The organism is Roseinatronobacter thiooxidans, assembly GCF_001870675.1.
Taxonomy (GTDB): Bacteria; Pseudomonadota; Alphaproteobacteria; order Rhodobacterales; family Rhodobacteraceae; genus Roseinatronobacter; species Roseinatronobacter thiooxidans.
In genome coordinates, this window is sequence record NZ_MEHT01000005.1 from 47,070 (window position 1) to 67,439 (window position 20,370).

18 protein-coding genes are annotated in these 20,370 nt (G+C 62.9%); 6 read left to right on the forward strand and 12 right to left on the reverse strand.

Annotated elements, in window-relative coordinates:
* Positions 1-21: 21 nt before the first annotated feature.
* Positions 22-1,623: a cytochrome-c peroxidase gene (locus tag BG455_RS02420; RefSeq protein WP_245735448.1), complete on the reverse strand. Its 1,602-nt coding sequence runs from the start codon at positions 1,621-1,623 to the stop codon at positions 22-24.
* A 261-nt stretch (positions 1,624-1,884) separates the two neighbouring features.
* Between BG455_RS02420 and selD the strand changes: the two genes are divergently transcribed.
* On the forward strand, positions 1,885-4,053 hold the full coding sequence (selD, locus tag BG455_RS02425; protein ID WP_071468376.1) for a selenide, water dikinase SelD: 2,169 nt from the start codon (positions 1,885-1,887) through the stop codon (positions 4,051-4,053).
* 360 nt (positions 4,054-4,413) lie between these two features.
* On the opposite strand, the gene mnmH is transcribed toward selD, so the two are convergent.
* From mnmH to BG455_RS02440, 3 genes are read right to left on the reverse strand one after another with little or no spacing between them, the layout of a single operon-like run.
* A complete protein-coding gene (mnmH, locus tag BG455_RS02430) occupies positions 4,414-5,451 on the reverse strand; it encodes a tRNA 2-selenouridine(34) synthase MnmH (RefSeq protein WP_071468377.1) in 1,038 nt (345 codons plus the stop codon).
* A gap of 43 nt (positions 5,452-5,494) precedes the next feature.
* Entirely contained in the window at positions 5,495-8,026 is a 2,532-nt protein-coding gene (locus BG455_RS02435) for an ABC transporter permease (RefSeq protein ID WP_071468378.1), read from the reverse strand.
* Positions 8,023-8,724 carry an ABC transporter ATP-binding protein gene (locus BG455_RS02440; protein WP_071468379.1) on the reverse strand — a complete coding sequence of 234 codons (702 nt, stop codon included), beginning with the start codon at positions 8,722-8,724 and terminating at the stop codon, positions 8,023-8,025. The genes BG455_RS02435 and BG455_RS02440 overlap by 4 nt, the downstream gene beginning before the upstream one ends.
* Positions 8,725-8,803: 79 nt before the next feature.
* On the opposite strand from BG455_RS02440, the gene BG455_RS02445 reads away from it, so the two are divergent.
* Positions 8,804-9,442 carry an arylesterase gene (locus BG455_RS02445; RefSeq protein ID WP_245735449.1) on the forward strand — a complete coding sequence of 213 codons (639 nt, stop codon included), beginning with the start codon at positions 8,804-8,806 and terminating at the stop codon, positions 9,440-9,442.
* 123 nt (positions 9,443-9,565) lie between these two features.
* Positions 9,566-10,732 (forward strand): methionine adenosyltransferase, encoded by a 1,167-nt coding sequence (metK, locus tag BG455_RS02450; protein ID WP_071468380.1) that lies wholly within the window; start codon positions 9,566-9,568, stop codon positions 10,730-10,732.
* A 111-nt stretch (positions 10,733-10,843) separates the two neighbouring features.
* Here metK and BG455_RS02455 read toward each other — a convergent pair whose 3' ends face one another.
* Positions 10,844-11,050: a YgaP family membrane protein gene (locus tag BG455_RS02455; protein WP_071468381.1), complete on the reverse strand. Its 207-nt coding sequence runs from the start codon at positions 11,048-11,050 to the stop codon at positions 10,844-10,846.
* Between the two features lie 166 nt (positions 11,051-11,216).
* On the opposite strand from BG455_RS02455, the gene copM reads away from it, so the two are divergent.
* Positions 11,217-11,615, forward strand: coding sequence for a CopM family metallochaperone (copM, locus tag BG455_RS02460; RefSeq protein WP_071468382.1), 399 nt, complete (start codon positions 11,217-11,219; stop codon positions 11,613-11,615).
* Between the two features lie 185 nt (positions 11,616-11,800).
* Here copM and BG455_RS02465 read toward each other — a convergent pair whose 3' ends face one another.
* Positions 11,801-12,475: an NnrU family protein gene (locus tag BG455_RS02465; protein WP_071468383.1), complete on the reverse strand. Its 675-nt coding sequence runs from the start codon at positions 12,473-12,475 to the stop codon at positions 11,801-11,803.
* Entirely contained in the window at positions 12,472-13,680 is a 1,209-nt protein-coding gene (locus BG455_RS02470; RefSeq protein WP_071468384.1) for an NnrS family protein, read from the reverse strand. Before BG455_RS02470 ends, BG455_RS02465 begins: the two co-directional genes overlap by 4 nt.
* A gap of 90 nt (positions 13,681-13,770) precedes the next feature.
* On the opposite strand from BG455_RS02470, the gene BG455_RS02475 reads away from it, so the two are divergent.
* Positions 13,771-14,184: an RrF2 family transcriptional regulator gene (locus BG455_RS02475; protein WP_071468385.1), complete on the forward strand. Its 414-nt coding sequence runs from the start codon at positions 13,771-13,773 to the stop codon at positions 14,182-14,184.
* A 104-nt stretch (positions 14,185-14,288) separates the two neighbouring features.
* On the opposite strand, the gene BG455_RS02480 is transcribed toward BG455_RS02475, so the two are convergent.
* Genes BG455_RS02480 through cysG form a run of 5 tightly spaced genes read right to left on the reverse strand, consistent with a single transcriptional unit; the run spans position 14,289 to position 18,846 of the window.
* Positions 14,289-14,735, reverse strand: a complete 447-nt coding sequence (locus BG455_RS02480) for a DUF934 domain-containing protein (RefSeq protein ID WP_071468386.1) — start codon at positions 14,733-14,735, stop codon at positions 14,289-14,291.
* Positions 14,732-15,463 carry a phosphoadenylyl-sulfate reductase gene (locus BG455_RS02485; protein ID WP_071468387.1) on the reverse strand — a complete coding sequence of 244 codons (732 nt, stop codon included), beginning with the start codon at positions 15,461-15,463 and terminating at the stop codon, positions 14,732-14,734. Before BG455_RS02485 ends, BG455_RS02480 begins: the two co-directional genes overlap by 4 nt.
* On the reverse strand, positions 15,453-17,114 hold the full coding sequence (locus BG455_RS02490) for a nitrite/sulfite reductase (protein ID WP_071468388.1): 1,662 nt from the start codon (positions 17,112-17,114) through the stop codon (positions 15,453-15,455). The genes BG455_RS02485 and BG455_RS02490 overlap by 11 nt, the downstream gene beginning before the upstream one ends.
* Before the next feature lie 44 nt (positions 17,115-17,158).
* The gene (locus tag BG455_RS02495; RefSeq protein ID WP_071468389.1) at positions 17,159-17,470 is read right to left on the reverse strand and encodes a DUF2849 domain-containing protein; all 312 of its coding nucleotides are present in this window, start codon (positions 17,468-17,470) and stop codon (positions 17,159-17,161) included.
* Positions 17,467-18,846: a siroheme synthase CysG gene (gene cysG / locus BG455_RS02500; RefSeq protein ID WP_071468390.1), complete on the reverse strand. Its 1,380-nt coding sequence runs from the start codon at positions 18,844-18,846 to the stop codon at positions 17,467-17,469. Before cysG ends, BG455_RS02495 begins: the two co-directional genes overlap by 4 nt.
* A gap of 495 nt (positions 18,847-19,341) precedes the next feature.
* Here cysG and BG455_RS02505 point away from each other — a divergent pair, with 495 nt between their 5' ends.
* Complete coding sequence (locus BG455_RS02505) at positions 19,342-20,358, forward strand: AI-2E family transporter (protein WP_071468391.1); 1,017 nt, start codon at positions 19,342-19,344, stop codon at positions 20,356-20,358.
* The last annotated feature ends 12 nt before the right edge of the window (positions 20,359-20,370 follow it).

A 20,370-nucleotide genomic window follows, 5' to 3' on the forward strand; every position in this document is an offset into this window, starting at 1 on the left:
AGACCTGAATGCGCAACAGCCCTAATCCTGAATCTCCAACCCGCTTGGCACGGCATCCGGCACGCCAAGCCGCCCTTGCAGCGCGCCTGTATCGTCCAATGCGGCCAAGAAGGCGATCAGCAAGTCAATCTCGTCATCTTGCAAGATCACCAGCGGGCGCTGTGTCATTGCGCGCGCGGCAGCAGCAGAGATTGCGGCGCGCTGATGCGCGTCTTGCGTAACCATGTAATCCCCCGCATCGCGCCCCAATTCCGGCAAAACCGCCTGTGGCTGGTAGGCGGCAAGCCCTGCGACAGGGTCCAGATGGTGACGCAGAAAGGCGCGTATGTCAGAAAACGCCCCTGCATGGCCCCATGGCCCTGTCTGCATCACATTGCGCAACATGGGCGTGCGAAAGGCATAGGCATCTGCTGGGTCCAGCGTCACCGCTGCGCGCCCGATATCGCGGGTATAGCCGTCATCATCCTGTTCCTTGCCCGGCCCGATCGGGGGCTGGCCCATGGCATGGAATTTCTGATCACTCAGCAGGGGGCCGGAATGGCAGGAGGCACAATTTGCACGGCCAAAGAACAGGCGCATCCCCTCGCCCGCCTGTGGTGACATGGCAGCCAACTCGCGCAGATACTGGTCGAAGGGGGTCTGATCGGCGCGAAACTCGAATTCGATGAAGGCGGCAAGCGCATTTGCAATCTCGTCCATTCTGACAGAGGCATCCGCCCCCCGCCATGTGGCGAATGCACGGCGGTAATCCGGCAGCGCATCGACCCGCGCGGCAAGCAGCGCCCATGCGCCATCATCCCCGTGAATACGCTCTGCCGCGATTGCATCGGCAATCGGGTTCTCGCCCGCCTGCCCTGCCATTTCTTCAGCCGAGAGCACCGGAAACAATGCCTGCACCGCCAGAAGTGAATCGAGCGTCATATAGTCCAGCGGGCCTTGCGGGGTCAGAACAGCGCCGGGGGTGTCTGGGTCCGCCTCTATCCGGCCATCATGGAACATGACACGGATATCGCGCGCGCCAAGGTTCCACAACGCAGGCGCGTTGCGCGGAATGCGCCTATGGGCGGCGTGCATGCCATCTGGCCTGCGGTCATGCCCCAAGCCTTGCGCGCCCGTGCCAAGCCCAAGCGAAACACCATCCCCCGCCGCATGGCGCGGATGGTGGCAGGTGGCGCAAGCCACATCCATGTTGCCCGACAGGACGGGGTCAAAAAACAGCAAATGGCCGATGCGGGCAAGCGCTGCGTCACCCGCGCGGAAACTGTCTTCTGACAGGGGCGCAGGCAAGCTGCCATCCAGCGGCGCATGGGGGATAGGCCGCGCGGTGGGGCGCGGGGCGCGTAAGGGCGCAAGATCGGGCGCGGCAACAGGCGGGGCGGCCGCCACTTGCCGTGGCGGGCGCGCATAAGGGGCAGGGCTGGGGGGCGGCGGGCGAACCTGCACAGGCGGGGTCAGAAACAACTCTTGCAGCATCTGGCTGGCTTGCGGGTCGCCTGCCTGTTCCAACCTGCGCAGGGCTGTGAAGGCGGTGAAGAAATCACCCTGCTGCATGGCGGCGAAACCCTGGTTCAAGGTCTGCGCCTGCGCACCGCCCAGTGAGAGCAGCAAAACAGCCCCAGCCACATATGCAGGGCCAAGGCCCTTTGCCCGCACCCAAAAGGCAGGGCTTTGCCACCTGTGCCAAATTTTCTTCATCTTATCAGAATCACTAATCTTGCAAATAACGTCATTTTACCGCGCGCAGGCGAATTGACAAAGCCATTCCACCGCCCCCGCAGTCCGCGCGCGGCCCTATTTGCGCGATCTGCCGCAGGGCGCGCCCCCTCGTCTTTGCGGGCGCGCTGGGGTATGACCCCGGACACCCCCATAAACCGGAGCTGCCCGATGCATATGCCCTTGCCCCTGACCCGCGATCTGGTGCTGATCGGTGGCGGGCATACCCATGCGCTGCTGCTGCACCGCTGGGCGATGCATGCTTTGCCGGGGGTGCGGCTGACCCTCATCAACCCCGACCCTGTCGCACCCTATACGGGCATGTTGCCGGGCTATATTGCAGGCCATTACACACGCGAGGACTTGGACATCGACCTTGTCCGCCTTGCGCGCCGCGCGGGCGCGCGGCTGATACTGGGCAAGGCCACAGGGCTGGACCGCGCGGCACGGCTGGTGCATGTCGCAGGCCGCCCGCCGGTTGCCTATGATCTGGCCGCGATTGACATTGGCATCACGTCAGATTTGCCGATGATCCCCGGATATGCCGATCATGCCGTGTCCGCCAAGCCGCTGGGCGGGTATGCGCAGCGCTGGGAAAACTGGTGCGCGCAGCTGGCGCGGGGCGAGGTTGCGCCAAGCATTGCTGTCATCGGCGGCGGTGTCGCGGGGGTGGAACTGGCGCTGGCAATGGCCTACCGGCTGCGGGGACAGGCGGCGCGGATCACGATTGTGCAATCGGGGGCGCTGTTGCCCAATATCGGCGCACAGGCGCGGGCGCGGCTGATCGGGCATCTGAAACGTGCCGCTGTTACCATTGTGGAACAGGCACAAGTGACCGAGGTCACGCAACAAGGCATCGCGCTGGCAGATGGCACGCAACTACCGGCCAGTCTGGTGCTGGGCGCGGCAGGCTCGCGCCCGCAAGGCTGGCTGCGCAACACAGGGCTGGACCTGACGCAAGGATTCATCACAGTCGATCCTTATCTGCGCTCAATCACAGACCCCGCGATCTTCGCTGTGGGCGATTGCGCGCATATGGCCCATGCGCCGCGCGCGAAAGCGGGGGTCTATGCCGTGCGCCAAGCGCCCTATCTGTTCGACAACTTGCGCGCGGCACTTGGGGTGGGGAATTTGCGCGCCTACCAGCCGCAGCGCGACTACCTGAAGCTTGTCTCGCTGGGTGGCAAGACCGCGCTGGCCGATAAATGGTCCTTGCCGCTGGAAGGAGGGTGGCTTTGGGGGCTGAAAGACCGGATTGACGCCAAATTCATGGGCCAGTTTCGCAACCCCCAGCCCATGCCCCCTGCGCTGCCGCCCGCTTATGCCAATGGGCTTGCCGAAGCTTTGGGCGATAAGCCCCTATGCGGCGGGTGCGGGGCCAAAATGGGTGCGCAAACCCTGCGCGCGGCCCTGCCAGACGTGACTCGCGCGGATATTGAGGCAGGCATTGGCGACGATGCCGCGATCCTGCGCATCGGCGATGCGCGGCAAGTGATTGCGACCGACCATCTGCGCGCGCTGAGTGATGACCCGTGGTTGATGGCGCGCATTGCGGCCACTCATGCGCTTGGTGACATCTGGGCGATGGGCGCGCGCCCGCAAGCCGCGCTGGCGCAGGTGACCTTGCCGCGCATGTCCCCCGATTTGCAGGCCCGCACCCTGCGCGAAGTGATGGCAGGCGCGCAATCGGTGCTGGAACCGGCGGGTGTGGCGCTGGTTGGCGGTCATAGCGCGATGGGGGCCGAGATGCAGTTGGGCTTTACTGTCACTGGCCTGCTGGACGGGCCAGCGCGCACCAAAGCAGGCGCGCAGCCCGGCGATATGTTGGTTCTGACCAAACCCTTGGGGACTGGGGTGATCATGGCGGCAGAGATGCAATGGGCCGCACCCGGCGCAGTGGTAGCGGGTGCGCTGCGGGCGATGGTGCAGGCGCAGGGGCACGCGGCGGAACTGCTGGCCCCCATGGCCCATGCAATGACCGATGTCACGGGCTTCGGGCTGGCAGGGCATCTGGCCGAGATGCTGGCGCAAGACGGGCTGTCAGCGCGGCTGGATTTGGCGGCACTGCCCCTACTGGACGGGGCAGAGGCGTTAGTTGTGGCGGGGCATTATTCCAGCATTGCCGCAGACAACCGCGCAGCACTTGGGGCCATGCTAGAAGCACCCGATACAGCCCGCGCAGCCCTGCTGGTGGACCCGCAGACCGCAGGCGGATTGCTGGCCGCTGTTGCGCCCGCACAGGCCGCGGGTATTTTGGACAGCCTGCAAGCGGCGGGCTATGGGGCGGCGATTATCGGCGAGATTACGGGCCGCGACGGGCCGCGTATTGTTGCGCGATAGCGGACAGATGGTTGCTATTTCGCGCTGAGTGAGAACAAGAGTGTCATTCAGGGGTCGGCTATGGGGGGCTTTGCAAACATAGCGAATATGGGTGCAAAGCCGCGCAGCGTCGGGCCGTGGTACGGCGATGCGGGCTTTGAGCTATAGCACTTTATGCTGGCCAAATCCGCGAAAGACCGGGGCTTTGCGCGTAGCCAAGCCAAATCGCCGTGCCGGGGGACGGCTCGGCGATGCGCGGCGGGCCTGCGGCCCTTGATTCCGCGCGGAGTATGTAAACAACACCTTCTAAGCTGTCCTTGAATATTGCCCGTCAGATGGCCGACACCTTCGGCACACCACCACCATCACGCTTGCAGATTCTCAACTTTTCATATGCTTAAATAGCCTGTCTGCGGCAATTTCCTGCGACATTTCCGATAAATCACCCAACCTGATGTTCAGCACAGCGCATTGCCCCTTGCGCATGCGCTGATAGCTGGGGTCATAATGCGCGGTAATCAGGCTTTCGGCCAATGTTGCAAAATCACAAGTCGCAACCAGCCCATGCCAAGCCTCGATCTGCGCGGCAGGCTGGTAGGGGCGCAAGCCTTCGATCACCGCAATCAGCTTTTCGGGCTGCGCCGCAAAATCGCTATAGGCGTGCAGCGAATAGGCCGCGCGCGCAGCAACGGGCGCGTCGATCTGCACGCGGGGTGCGGCTTGCATCGCGCGCCACAGGGCGGGTGGCAGGCGGATATCGCCAATGCGGTTCGATTCCGCCTCGATCAGCACAGGGCGCATGGGGTCCAGCGCGCAGATCGCCTGCGCCAGCCGCGTCTCGAACAGTTTTTGCGACGGTTGCGGCGCAAGCCCCCCGAACAATGACCCGCGATGCCCCGCCAGCCCTTCCAGATCGATCGCCTGCCCGCCGCGCGCGGCCACACGCGCAAGGATTTCGGTTTTCGCACTGCCGGTGCCGCCATCTATCAGCAGCACAGGGGCGGGAAACTGCCCGTCATATAAAAGCGTCTGAACAAGGCGGCGATAGGATTTATACCCCCCCTCCAACACCTCGACCCGCCAGCCGATCTGGCGCAGGATGGTGGCGAAAGACCCCGACCGCTGCCCGCCGCGCCAGCAATAGACCAGCGGTTGCCAATCGCCTTGCTTGTCGGCCAAAGCGCCCAGCAAATGGCGCGCGGCATTCTGCGCCACCAGCGCGGCCCCCAATTTGCGCGCGGTAAAGGGGCTGTCTTGTTTATAGATCGTGCCCACACGCGCGCGCTCAAGGTCATCCAGCACCGGCAGGTTTATCGCGCCCGGCAGGTGATCTTCGGCAAATTCGGCAGGGGCGCGCGCGTCGATCACGGTATCGAAGCCCGCTGTCAGATCTTGCAGTGATTTCAGAACAAAGCCCATGCGGCACCCCCTGCCGCAGCCATGGCTGCGGCAGGCCAAAAGGTCAATCCTGCGCGCGCAATGTCTGCGCAGGCCGCACCGCCAGCGGGCGCAGCGCAAAGACCAGACCGGCCAGCAGCGTGGCCAGAATGCCGCCCAACACGATAAGAACCGCAGAGACAGGTTCAAACTGGTAGCTGGATTGCATCACAAAGCGCATCACCGCCCAGGATGCCAGCGCCGCCGCCGCCAAAGCCACCAGCCCTGCCGCAGCCCCCATCAGCGCAGAGCGCAGCGCGAAAGACGCCAGTATGCCCGCGCGCGTGGCCCCCAGTGTTTTCATCACTGCTGCCTCATATACACGCGCCCGCTCGCCCGCCGCTGCCGCGCCGATCAGCACCACAAAGCCTGTCAGCAGCGTGGCAAGGGCGGCATAGCTGGTGGCGGTGGCCATGGTGGACAGCGCTTCTGTCACCCGCTCGGCGGCTTCGCGCACGCGGATGGCAGTAATATTGGGGAACATGTTGGACAGATCCCGCAGAATCGCGCCTTCAGCCGCTTCCAGCGCATAGACGGTGGAAATATGCGTATGCGGGGCAGATCGCAGGGGTTCGGGCGACATAAGCATGACAAAACCAATCCCGCCGGTCGAGAAATCAACTTCGCGGAAGCTGGCGATTGTCGCGGTTATGTCGCGGCCCAACACATTCGCGGTAACCGTATCGCCCAAAGATAGCCCCAGTTCCTGTGCTTCCTCGATGGCGAAACTGACCAGCGGCGGGCCGCTATAATCTTCGTCCCACCATTCGCCCCCGACAAGAGTTGTCCCTTCGGGGATGGTTGCGGAATAGGTAATGCCACGATCCCCGCGCAGCACCCAATGGCCCCAAGCAGGATGTTCGCGCGCGGGAATACCGTTGAGTTCTGTCACAACGCCGCGCAGCATGGGGGCTGTATCGACGCGGTCCACATTTTCATCCGCCGCCAGCCGTTCCAAAAACCCCTCTAGCTGGTGGTTCTGGATGTCGAGGAAGAAATAGCTGGGCGCGCGGTCTGGCAGGTCCAGCGCGATGGCGCGGCGCAGGTTGCTATCGATCTGGCCGACAGCGGCCAGCACTGTCAGGCCAAGGCCCAAAGACAGGATCACAGCAGTCGCCCCTTCGCGCGGGTTCGCAATCGCCCCCATTGCCATGCGCAGCGCCGTGCGCCCGCGCAGCGCGCGGGACCGCGCCAGTTTGCGGGCGATGAAACGCACAAGCAATGCGGCCAGCGACAAGACCGCCAAAGCGCCAATCACGCCGCCTGCGGTTGCATAGGCCAGATAGGGCACGGCTGCGAAACCCGCCGCCACCAGCACCAAGCCTACGACCAGCGCCAGAGTGACAAGCAGATAGGGCCAACGCGGCCAGCCTTTCGACGCTTCTGCCACGCCGCGAAAGATGGTGGCGGCGCGCACATGTTCGGTGCGTGCCAGCGGCCATAGGGTGAAGATAAGCGCGGTCAGCGCGCCATAAAGCGCCGCCTCGATCAAGGCGCGCGATTGCACGGTGATTTCCAGCTCGATCGGGATTTGATCGGCCACCAAAGGGGCCACGGCAAAAGGCACCACCGCGCCCAGCGCCAGCCCCAGCGCAAGGCCGATGACTGTGAGCACGCCAATTTGCATCAGATAGACTGCAAAGATCGTGCGGCTTTCTGCGCCAAGGGTCTTGAGCGTGGCAATCACATTGGTCTTGCCATCCAGATAGGTGCGCACAGCGGCAGACACCCCGACCCCGCCCACAGCAAGCCCCGCCAGCCCGACCAGCACTAGGAAGGAAGACACGCGCTCGATCACATTGCGGATCTGGGGGGCTGCGTTGCGGCTGTCGCGCCAGCGCACGCCTGCGCCGTCAAACTGCGCCTGCACAAGTCCGCGCGCCTGATCCAGCGATTGGCCCGGCAAAAGCAGGCGGTAATTCACTTCATACAGCGTGCCCGGTCCCAGCAATTCGGCATTTTCAAGCGCATCGCTGCGCACCAGCGTGCGCGGGCCAAAGCCGAAATTCGCGCCCAGCCCATCGGGTTCGCGGGTGATATGGGCGCGCAAGCTGAATTCCTGCACGCCAAGCCGGAACGTGTCGCCCATCTGTAGCCCCAGCCGTTCGGCAAGGATGCGCTCCATCACAGCGCCGGGCAGCCCGTCTTCTTCGGCCAGCGCCTCATCCAGCGGGATGGGCGGGTCCAGCCCCACACTGCCCACCAGCGGATAGGCCCCGTCGACACCCTTGACCTGCGTGACCGAGCGTTCGGCACTATCGCCCTGCCCTGCCACGGCCATGGACCGGAAATCGACCACCTCGGACACCTGAGCGGCGAAACTGTCGATCCAGTCGCGTTCCTCAGGCGTGGCGAAGCGGTAGGTCATGCGCAATTCGGCATCGCCCCCCAGCAGCGTGGCCCCTTCGCGCGCCAGCCCGTCATCAATCGCGCCGCGCACGGACCCCACCGCCGCAATTGCGCCGACGCCAAGTGCCAAGCAGGCCAGAAACACCCAGAACCCGCGCAAACCGCCGCGCAATTCGCGGCGTGCAATCTTCCATGCGACCGATATCATTCAGCGGCCTCTTGGTTGCGTGTCTCAACCCCCGAGATACGACCATCGGCCAGCGAGATTACCCTGTCGCACCGCGCCGCCAATTCGGGCGCATGCGTCACCAGCACCAGCGTTGCACCGTGGCGGTCGCGCAGGCCGAACAGCAAATCCATAATCGCCTGCCCGTTGGGGCCGTCCAGATTGCCTGTGGGTTCATCCGCCAGCAAGATGTCAGGGCGCGGGGCGGCGGCGCGGGCAAGGGCCACGCGCTGCTGCTCGCCGCCCGACATTTGCGCGGGGTAATGGTCCAGCCGGTGGCCAAGGCCGACCGCGCGCAATTCTTCCTCGGCGCGGTCAAACGCATCGCGCCTGCCTGCCAGTTCCAGCGGTGTTGCGACATTTTCCAGCGCGGTCATTGTCGGAATCAGGTGGAAAGACTGAAAGACCACCCCCATATGTTCCCTGCGAAACCGTGCCAGCGCATCTTCCCCAAGGGCAGTCAGGTCATGGCCAAGCGCCGATACGGCCCCGGATGTGGCGCGTTCCAGCCCGCCCATAAGCATGAGGAGTGACGATTTGCCCGACCCTGACGGCCCGATCAACCCCACGGTTTCACCGCGCGTGACATCCAATGTGATTGACCGCAATATGTTCACTGGCCCCGCATTTCCCTGCAAGGTCAACTCCACATCCCTGAACGAGAGTACCATGTCCTTCATCCAGACTTTCCTTTTAAAAAACCATTCCCCTGAATATGGGGTCGCGTCTGCATTCGGCAACTGCTGCGCTGCGGCAATCTTGTCTTTCACGCTGGTGGCGGGCAGTTCCGTCGCGCTTGCAGCCGAAACACCCATTCGGCTGGTCGCCTTGGGCGACAGCCTGACCCAAGGCTACGGCCTGCCCCAAGACGAAGGCTTTGTCCCCCAGCTGCAAGCATGGCTGGATGCGCAAGGCGTCAAGGTCGAGGTTATCAATGCAGGCGTATCAGGCGACACCACCGCAGGCGGGCTGGCGCGGATGGACTGGACATTGGACGAGCAGGTAGATGCCATGCTGGTCACTTTGGGCGGAAATGACCTGTTGCGCGGCCTGAACCCCGCCACCAGTAAAGAAAACCTCAGCGGCATTTTGGCGCGGCTGGAGCGGGAGGGCATTCCCGCCATGCTGGCCGGTCTGCCTGCGCCGGGCAATTACGGGCCGGAATTTCAACTGGCATTCGAGCGCATGTATATCGACCTTGCGGGTCAGTATGATGTGCCGCTCTACCCCAATTTCATGCAGCCCATGACAGATAAGGCCGATGCAGGGGCCAGCTTTGCCGATCTCATGCAGGACGACCACATCCACCCCAATGCCGAAGGTGTGGCGCTGATTGTCGAAGGCATTGGCCCCGAGGTGCTGGAGTTTTTGCGCGCGCTGGAAGAGCAGCCGTCCTAAGCTGCGGCCTTGCCCGCAGTTGTGGTCCGTGGCGCTTCTTGCTATGGCCCTTCGTTGAAACAACCATAAGTCACGGTTGCTGCGACCACTCACGTCACAGCGGCGCTATCAGGCGGATGCACAATGGCAAGACAAAATTACATTTTCACCTCTGAGTCGGTGTCCGAGGGGCACCCCGACAAGGTTTGTGACCGTATTTCGGATGCAGTGCTGGATGCGCTCTTGGCCGAAGAGGAAACCGCGCGCGTCGCTTGCGAAACCTTCGCCACCTCGTCGCTGGTGGTGATCGGGGGCGAAGTGGGCCTGACAGACCCCGAGCGGTTGAAAGACTACATGGGCCGCATCCCGCAGATCGCGCGCGATTGTATCCGCGATATCGGCTATGAACAGGACAAGTTCCATTGGAACACCTGCCATGTGCTGAACTTTCTGCATGAACAATCCGCGCATATCTGGCAGGGCGTGTCGCAAGATGGTGCGGGCGATCAGGGGATCATGTTCGGCTATGCTGTGGATGAGACGCCGGAACTGATGCCAGCGCCGATTCAGTATTCCCACCAGATCTTGAAGCGGCTGGCAGAGGCGCGCAAATCGGGTGCGGAACCCACCCTGCGCCCCGATGCCAAAACCCAGCTTTCGCTGCGCTATGAAGATGGCAAGCCGGTGGAAGTCACGCAGCTTGTGCTCTCCACCCAGCACGCCAACGCAGACCAGACACCCGACGATATTCGCGCGATCGTGGAACCCTATATCCGCGAGGTTCTGCCCGCCGAATGGTTGACCGAGAAAACCGAATGGTGGGTCAACCCGACAGGCACTTTCGTGATTGGCGGGCCGGATGGCGATGCCGGTCTGACGGGCCGCAAGATCATTGTGGACACCTATGGCGGCTCTGCCCCGCATGGGGGCGGTGCGTTCTCGGGCAAAGACCCGACAAAGGTGGACCGCTCTGCCGCTTATGCCGCGCGCTATCTGGCCAAGAATGTTGTGGCAGCAGGCATGGCAAAACGCTGCACCTTGCAGATTTCCTACGCGATTGGGGTGGCAAAGCCGCTATCGATCTATGTCGATACACATGGCACAGGGCTGGTGGATGATGAAGCGATTGAACGCGCAGTGGCAAAGGCCATGGACCTGACGCCGCGCGGCATCCGGGAACATCTGGGCCTGAACCGCCCCATCTATGCGCGCACGGCTGCATATGGCCATTTTGGCCGCGCGCCAGAGGCGGATGGCGGCTTTTCGTGGGAACGTACCGATCTGATCGAGGCGCTGAAAAAGGCCGTCTAAGGCCCTGCCCCTCTGCCCTGCACCTGTGATGCGGGGATAAATGAACTAAGCCAAACGCCGCGGGCAATGCCTGCGGCGTTTGCCATTCATGTCAACCGACTTGCGCCGCCGTCACGCTTTGGCGGTGCCATCGTCCTTCAGGCCAAGCTTGCGAAACACCATCGCAGCGGGGCAAAGCCCTGTAAACGCGGATTGAAACATGTTCAGCGCGATGAACACGGTAAACCAGATGAAAAGGGGCGAGATGAACGTGGTCAGCAAAACGCTGATCAACACCATGACACCTGCAAAAGCGAGAACGGCACGATCGACTGTCATTAGAAGCACTCCAATATAATTTCGAGCATCATGGCACGCCGCCCAAATAAATTCAAGTATGCGTATGTGTGTATTTCATCAGACTCCCTACCCATCACGCGCTCGTGACTTCCCTTCCAGTAACTGGAGCATCGTACCAGATGCAAAACAACCACAGGAGAGCTTGATGAAACCCGCCATTCTTGCAGTCAGCCTTGTCTTTGCCGCGGCCATTGGTGCGGGCGGCTACGCAGTCGCATCGAACCACGGCCATATGAATCATGGCGGACATGCCGGCCACGGCGATCATGCCGCCACAGATGCAGATGTCTCTCCCGCGACCCGCGCCTTTATGGATGCCAATGATGCCATGCATGCAGACATGATGATCGAATTCACCGGCGATGCCGATGTCGATTTCATCCGGGGCATGATCCCGCATCACGAAGGTGCCGTTCTGATGGCCGAGATTGTTCTTGAACATGGCACGGATGCAGAAGTTGCCGAATTGGCGCGCGAGATCATTGCCGCGCAAAAAGAAGAAATCGACTGGATGCGCGCCTGGCTTGCAGAGCGCGGACACTAATGTTCTTCAAGCGGCACACATTACCCAGATGAGGGGGCCAAGTGTCGGGCTGCACCGCGGCCCGACACTGCATGGCTTAACACTCTAGAATAAGAGCGTCCGTAAAGCCCGTTGCAACCAAGCCCAAAACTGCTGCCTGACCGCTTTCGCGGCGGCAGCAGGGGATATGTATCAGGTGGCGCGGATCATGGCAGGAAGCGCGGCCAGATTGCCACGCCGGACAGCCCCTGATGGCCCGCAATCAAAGCGCCCAGACAGAGCAGCCCAATCGCAAGACGCAGTGTCGCATTCGGTGGCATGCAAAGCCGTGCATGGCGGCAGCGCGCGCGCAGGGCGTGCCAGTCGGCAAGGCCCATTTCACGTTGTTTGCGCCGGTCGATCAGCACCATGCCAAGCCCTGCAAACCCGGCAAAGCCTGCAAACATCAGCCCATGCGCAAGATCACCATTTGCGATCAGATGTACGCCTGCCCATAACCCAAGCGCCACAAGCACAGGGTGGCGCAGCCATCCTGTCAGCTCGGGCCGGTCAGGGTCGAAGCGGTGGTTGCCTGCGCCACCGAAAGAAAAGGGGTTGGGCCGCCCGAGTGTCAGGCTAAGCAGCACCACCGCAGGCACCATACCTGCAAGCACGATCCAATGCGCGCTTGCGGGCATTGGCCAAAGGGGCACATGCGGCGCATGCGCCGCTGCGATGAACAGCAACGCCAGTACCGCCAGCGACAGGGCGGAATAGGCCCAACCGAAGCCTGTCTGGCCCAGTGTTGCAACCAGCCACGGCTTCACAGGCGCGCGCACAGGCACAGAATGGCTTAGCACAAACAGCGCCCATGCGCCCGCATACAGGCCCCAGCCGCTCATGCAGGGCGCGCGGCGCTCACCGCTTTGGCGGCGCGTTTGGGGCGTGTCAGAATGGGCCAGTACAGGACAGAGAACCCGCCAAAGGCCACAATCCACAATGTGGCGGACAGGTGCAGCAGCCACCCCTCGCCCGGCCAGACCCCGGCCAGCAGGCGCGCGAGTGTCGCGGCGATCAGTGCCAGATACAGGGCTGCGACAGGGCGCGTGGCGGTCAGGGGCAGGCCCGCATGGCCAAGGCTGGCGCGGGTCATCACTGCCAGTGTCATCAGCCCGATGGCACCTGCCAGCCAGACATGGCGCGCGCCCGAATGGGGCAACAGGGCGAATGCGGCGGCCCCCACTGTCACAAACCCCAGTGCAAGCATCGCATAGGCTGCATGCAACACCCAGACCAGCGGTTCGGCACGGGTCTGGTGCCCTTGCCAGCGCGACAGCCGCCAGAAATTCGCACCACCCGCCGCAAGGCACAGACTGGCCGTCAGGCCGCTTTCCGGCAGGGTCACAAAGGCCAACAATGCCGCGCCCGTCAGGCCCAGCACAACGCCATCCGCGCGGTTCATCGCCACCGGCAGGCGCTGGGCCTGCTGCTTGGCCAGAAAGTTGCGGGTAAAACTGGGCACAACCCGCCCGCCGATCAGGGTGATCAGCATCAGCACAGCGCCAAGCCCCAGCCGCAAGCCATAGCCGTCATGTGCTGGCCCTTGTGCTGCCTCAAGGTGAAAGAGTGCATTGGCCAGCGCGAAAAGCACGACCAACCCAAGCACCGGCAGGTTGCGCCAGTTGCGCCCTGTGACAATCTCTCGGGCCAGAAACCCGATCAATGCCAATGGCAGCGCCAGATCAAGTGCGGCGACAAGCCCTGCGGGCCAGTTGGCCCCCACCAACAGGGCCACCCGCCCAAGCGCCCACAGCGCCACCAACCCCGCCAGCGGCCAGCCGACGACAGGCAGCCGCCCTGTCCAATTTGGCACTGCGGTCAGCAAGAAACCGGCGATGACAGCCGACAGATAGCCGAAGACGAACGCATGCACATGCCAATCCATGGGGGCAAAGGCTATGGGCAACGGGTCTGCCCCTGCCAGCAACACCACCCAGAACGCCATCGCAAAAGCGGCCCAAACCCCCGAGAGCAGGAAAAATGGCCGGAACCCGTAGCTAAGCAAGGCCGGTCCGGTCCAGTTGCGGCTGGCAGTGGCAGTGTTCATGGCGTCCGGTCCTTGGCTGAATGAATGCCTTGACGGTATGGCGCTCAATAAGTATTGTAAATACCAATTCAACTGAAACAGTCGGAAATCATGCGCCTGACATCTTTCACCGATTACGGTTTTCGTGCGCTGATGCGCATGGCGGGTGCGCCGGGCCGCAGCTTCTCTACAGCCGAACTGGCTGCGGAATTCGCCATTTCGCGCCACCATCTGACAAAGATCATCCAGCAATTATCCGCAGCCGGGATTGTGACAACACGGCGCGGCGGTGGGGGTGGGGCGCAATTGGCGTGTGACCCTGCGCAGCTTACGCTTGGGCGCATTGTGCGCGTGCTGGAGGCGGGGCAGGCGCTGGTGCAGTGCTTCGATCCGACGGACAAGCGCTGCACCCTTTTGCCGGGGTGCCGATTGCGCGCAGAACTGGCCGGGGCCGAGGCCGCGTTTCTGGCGCATCTCGATCACAGCACTCTGGCCGATATCGCATGGCCTGCCGCGCCAAGGTGATCAGCCTGCAATAGCGCCGTTCAAGGCCGGTGCCGCCCCCACCCTGACCTGCCCGCATTGCGCAAAGGCTGGCACAACAGGCGTGGGGCTATGGGTTTTGGGCGTCACCCTGCCCTGCGCGAGGGCACGCCCCCCTCGCGCAGGCGCGACTGGTAATGCGGCTCTGCCCAATTCGCGCGAGAGAGCCATTCCGCGGCCGGTTGCCGCTCTGCCAAAGCATCCGAGATTTCGACCTCATCAAAGCCCGAGCGCCGCGCCATCGCGTATTGGTCCGAGATCACATGCCCGCGCGCGCGCAAACGGCCCGCAAAGCCCATCCGGCGCAATTGCCGCGCAACGCTGAAACCGCGCCCGTCTGAAAAGGCAGGAAAATCAATGCGGATGAATGCAATTCCTTGCAATCGCCCCTCTAACGTTTCGGGCGCGATATCTGACGGCAGGTCCAGCGCGAGCGGGCGCTCGTCCGGGTCTGCGTCAAACGCTTCCAGCGGGGTAAAGCCTGCGCGCCAGTCATCTGGCGCAAAGCCGCTATCTGTGACAATCACACTCATGCTGCATCCTCCTGTCTGTCGGGGGTCGGCACGCCCCCTGTAAAATGAATACCGCATTCGGTCTTATTTGTTCCCCGCCACCGCCCCGCGCGCGGGTCTTCGCCTGTATTCACCCGCGTGGTGCAAGGCGCGCACCCGATCGAGGGGTAGCCCTGCGCAACCAGCGGATGGCGCGGCAGATCATGCGCGTCCAGATATGCGCCAACCGCGCCCGCGTCCCACTCGGCCAGCGGGTTCAGGCGAATGCGGCCGGTTTCCGGTTCCACCTCGGCGCGCTGAAGCAAGGCGCGCGTGTCCGCCTGATGACGCTTGCGCCCTGTGATCCAGCCATCATAGCCCGCCAGCGCGCGGGTCAGCGGGTCGGATTTGCGCAACTGGCAGCAGGTTTCCGTGTCGCTGCGGTACAACAACCCATCAGGGTCGCGGGCGAACAGGGCGGAACGATCCGGCGTCAGGGTCTGGATATTGCTTAGCCCCAGATGCGCCGCCAATGCGCGCTGATAGGCGACTGTTTCAGGAAACAGCGCAAGCGTGTCGATAAACAGCACCGGCAAGGCGCGGTCTATCTGGGCAACCATATGCAGCAGCACTGCGGAATCGGCCCCGAAGGAGGACACCATCGCCACGCGCCGCACCGTGGCCAGCCCTGCGCGAAGGAACTCTTGCGCCGGAACCGCGCTGTGTTGCGCCAGAAGCGCTGCGACATGGTCATGCGGATCAGGCAGCATCTGCGCGCCCTCCTGTCTGATATAACGCATCCTTGAACGGCTTGGGGCCAAGCCGGCGGAAGGTGTCGATGAAACTTTCCTCTGCCCCCTCGCGCAATGCCAGATAGGCCGTCACCAGCCGGTCGATGGCCGGGATGATCTGGTCATAGGCGAAACCCGGCCCAGCCCGCTCGCCCAGCGCGGCGGTTTCGGTGCCGTCGCCGCCCAGCGTGATCTGGTAGTTTTCCACCCCTGCACGGTCCAGCCCCAGAATGCCGATATGGCCCACATGGTGATGCCCGCAGGCATTGATGCAGCCTGAAATCTTGATCTTCATCGCGCCAATATCCAGTTCCCGCGCGCGGAAAGCCTGCGCGATGTCCTGCGCCACAGGGATGGATCGGGCGGTCGCCAAAGCGCAGTAATCCATGCCCGGGCAGGCAATGATGTCCGAGATCAGGCCGATATTGGCCGTGGCCAGCCCCGCCGCTTGCAGGGTGGCATGCACGCGTGGCAGGTCGGATTTATGCACATGCGGCAGAATGACATTCTGTTCATGGCTGATGCGCAATTCATCATGACCAAATTCCGCCGCCAGATCCGCCATGACGCGCATCTGCGCGGCAGTCGCGTCACCGGGCGTTGCGCCATGCGCTTTCAGGCTGATCGTGACGATGGCGTAATCGGGGTGGCGATGCGCCGCCAGATTGGTATCGGCAAACGAACGGAACACCGGATCATACGCATAGGCGGCGTCATATGCGGCAGTTGGCGCGCTGCGAAAGGCAGGCGGCGCGAAGGCTGCGCGCAGATCATGCAAAACGGCTTGGTCTGCCCCGCCCCATTCGGCGCGCAGCGTCTTGAACCGGCTGTCAACACGGGCGCGCACCTCGTCCAGACCCAGTTCGTTTACCATGATCTTGATGCGCGCCTTGTATTTGTTATCGCGTCGCCCGAAGCTGTTATAGGTGCTGAGGATCGCTTCGATATAGGGCAGCAGATCATCTTGCGGCAAGAACTCTGCCAGCACTTTGCCGATAACCGGCGTGCGCCCCAGACCGCCGCCGATGATCACCTCATAGCCCTGCGCGCCGTCACGCGTGACCATGCGCAGGCCAATATCATGCGCGCGGGTCACCGCGCGGTCATTGGGGCTGCCGGTGATGGCAATCTTGAACTTGCGCGGCAGGAACTGGAATTCGGGGTGATCGGTCGACCATTGGCGCAACAGTTCTGCCACAGGGCGCGGGTCGGCAATTTCATCTGCCGCAGCACCTGCGAAATGATCGGCTGTCACGTTGCGCACGCAATTGCCCGAAGTCTGGATCGCGTGCATTCCCACCTCGGCCAAAGCGTCCAGCATATCGGGTACGTCGCGCAGACGCGGCCAGTTGAACTGGATGTTCTGGCGCGTGGTGAAATGGCCATAGCCCTTGTCCCACCGCTCGGCAATCTCGGCAAGCTGGCGCATCTGCGCACTGTGCAAGGTGCCATAGGGGATCGCCACGCGCAGCATATAGGCATGCAGTTGCAGATACAGCCCGTTCATCAGGCGCAATGGCTTGAATTCATCTTCTGTCAGGGCACCGGAAATGCGCCGCTCCACCTGTGCGCGAAACTGGGCGTTGCGGGTTTTCAGAAATTGGTGGTCAAAGGTGGAATAGGCATACATGGCGGGCAATCCTTGTGGCTTTGGGGCATGTGCAGGGCGCGGTGTCAGGGGCGACACATGCCCTGTGCCTGCTTGCCATACCGGTAGTTGGACGGGCCGCGCGCGCGAAACCCCTCGCGGAAATGGACAGGCCTTGGGCCTTGGGGGCCGGACTGCGCGGGGGCCAGATAGGGGCCGACAAGCCGGGCTGGCTGGGCTTGGGCGGCGGCCAGCGCTTCCCCCGCTGCCGCCGCGTCTTGAAACAGCAGCGCATCGCCATGCGCGCGCGACCAGTGGCCTGAGGCAGTCAGATACACGACATCACCTTCAAAAAGATCATTCGCGGTCAGAACCGAGGGCAGGAACGCGCGGCTCATTGGGCGACCTCCTGCAAGGACAGGGCTTGCTGCCCCTGCCTTGGCGCCAGCCCCAGCAAGATCACGGCAGGCCCGTCAAGGCGCGCGGCTGATTGTGGCAATGTGGCCAGCGTTGCCCCCACAACCCTTTGACCGGCGCGCGAGGCATTTTCAACCAGCGTCACCGGCATGTCAGCGGCAGCGCCATGCATCAGCAGCCGCCCCTGCACAAACCGCGCCGCGCGCTTGCCCATATACAGCGCCGTCACCGCACCCTGTGCGGCCAGCCCTTGCCAGTCCTGATCTGCAAACCCATGCATGTCATGCGCTGTGACCAGCCGCAGCGCATGGTTGCGCCCGCGCGAGGTCAGGCTCTGGCCAATACTTGCCGCGGCACTGGAGGCCGCAGTCACCCCCGGCACCACCTGCCACGGAATGCCTGCCCCATCCAACGCGGCGGTTTCTTCATCAAGCCGCCCGAAAACCGACGCATCGCCCCCTTTCAGCCGCACCACATGCGCGCCGCGCCGGGCATGTGTGAGCATCAGCGCATGAATCGCGTCTTGTGCGGTAGATGGCCCGAATCCTTCCTTGCCAACAGAAATAATCACTGCCTCGCGCCGTGCGAGTTCCAGAATTTCAGGCGTCACCAGACGGTCATGGATCACGACATCGGCGCGGTCCAGCAGCTTGCGCGCCTTGAGGGTCATCAATTCGGGATCACCCGGCCCTGCGCTGACAAAATCGACATGCCCCTGCGCGACAGGCGCGCAAAGGTGGCGCGCCAGCAACTCATCCAGCGCCCGCGCAACGCCGCCCTCGCCATGCGCGTGCAGCGCGCGCGGGCCTTTCGCGTCATAATACTCTGCCCAGAACGCACGACGGCGCGGCCCTTGGGGCAAAGCCTCGGCCATTTTGCGAAATGATTTCCCGATCCGCGCAAGCACACCCAGCGAAGGCGGAAGGCTGTCTTCCAGCTGCGCCTTGATCTTGCGGGCAAGGACAGGGGCCGCCCCTTCGGTGCCGATCGCCACGACCACCGGATCACGGTCCACAATGGCAGGGGTGATGAAATCGCTCTCTTGCAGATTATCGACGATATTGACCAGCGCGCCCGCCGCGCGCCCCAGCCGCGCAATCCGGGCATCTTCGCCCATATTGCCGGTTGTGGCATAAACCAGCCGCGCATTGCCCAGATCACAGGCCAGCACAGGGCGCTGCACCAGCGTGACCTGCGGGCAAAGCGCTCTGATCTCGGGCAAGATGTCAGGGGCGCAGACAGTTATCTTCGCTTCAGTCTTCAGCAGCAGGCGCAGCTTGGCCAAGGCCATCTCCCCGCCACCGCCAATGACGACATGCGCTTGGGCAAGATCAAGAAAAACCGGAAAATGCTGCATGGTGCGACTCCCTACACTACACCCGCATATTAGGATAATTTCCCATATAATTGCCATATGTCAAAAACTATAAGGAATTTGTCTTGTTATGTTGCATCGATATGGGAATATTTAATCGAAAGCTTTGTGCAGGGCAGACATGAAAGCTTGCATGGCGCGAAATGCGAGAGTTCTGTTTCGCCCCTGCACACTCGACTCGTGCAAAGCCAGAGACCCCGGAGCAGGTCCGGGGTCACCGCGCGACGCGCATCCGGTGTGCACAACACCCCAGACAGCGACACCAGCAAAACGCAGCGGTGTCGGGGCGGCAAAGGGGTCGGGTATCTGCGGGTGGCAGGTAAAACAACGCAAGCCCCGCACCTGTTGCGGGGCCTCTCGGCGGCACAGCGCCCCATGCTTTGGGGCTTGATTTGGGCCTTTGGGGAACGGGTTGGCGGCTGAAACGTTGCTTTCTGAATGCAGGCGCTGATCCGTGCCACAGGGAGACCCAGACGCATGGACTCAGGGCGTATTGTTCAGACAAACACCATTCTTCTGACAGCGGGCCTGCTTTTGCTGGGCTATCTGCTGGCCGAAGTGCTGCTGCTGGTATTTGCAGCGGTGCTGCTTGCGGTCGGGCTGGACGGTCTGGCGCGCGAAATGGCGCGGCGGCTGCCGCTGTCGCGCGGTTGGGCGCTGGTGGCGATCGTGGTCGCAATCGCTGCACTGTTCCTCACCACGCTGGGCGTCTCGGCGGCGCGGCTTGTGCGGCAGTTTCAGGATCTTGGCGAGGCGGTCATGGATTTTGTCGCACGCGCGCAAGACTGGCTGGAGGAGTTGGGCGCTTTCGCCCTGATGGAGGATATGAGCGGCGAAGAGGGCGATCTGGCGGGCGCCGCAGGGGATATGGCAGGCCATGCCATGACCTTCGGGTTATCGGCAGCAGGGGCTGTCACCAGCTTTATCATCCTGATCGTGCTGACGCTTTTCCTTGCCGCCAACCCGCCGCTCTATCGGGGGGGTGCGGTGCGTCTTGTCCCCCCTGACACGCGCCCGGTTGCGCAAGACACGCTGTCGGCGCTGGCGCATGCGCTGCGCTGGTGGTTTCTGGGCCAGCTTGTGTCAATGCTGCTGCTGGGGGTAAGTGTCGGGCTGGGGCTGCTGGTGCTTGGGATCGAGCTGTGGTTGGCGCTGGGCGTGCTGACAGCGCTGCTGACCTTCATCCCGTTCCTTGGCCCGCTGATCGCAACAGTGCCGATTGTTGCAGTGGGTTTTGCCGAAGGCACGCAGACCGGCCTTATCGTGCTGGCAGGCTATATCCTCATCCAGAATATCGAGGGCAATATTCTGGTGCCCTTGATCCAGCATAAGGCCGTCAACCTTGCGCCCGCGCTTTTGATTGCAGTGCAGGTGCTGCTGAGCCTTGTGTTCGGGGTGGTGGGCCTGATCCTGGCCGCACCGCTGACCATCGTGGGAATGGTTGCTGTGCAAAAACTGTGGGTCGAACATACGCTGGGCGAGAAAGTCACATGACAGCCGCGCGCG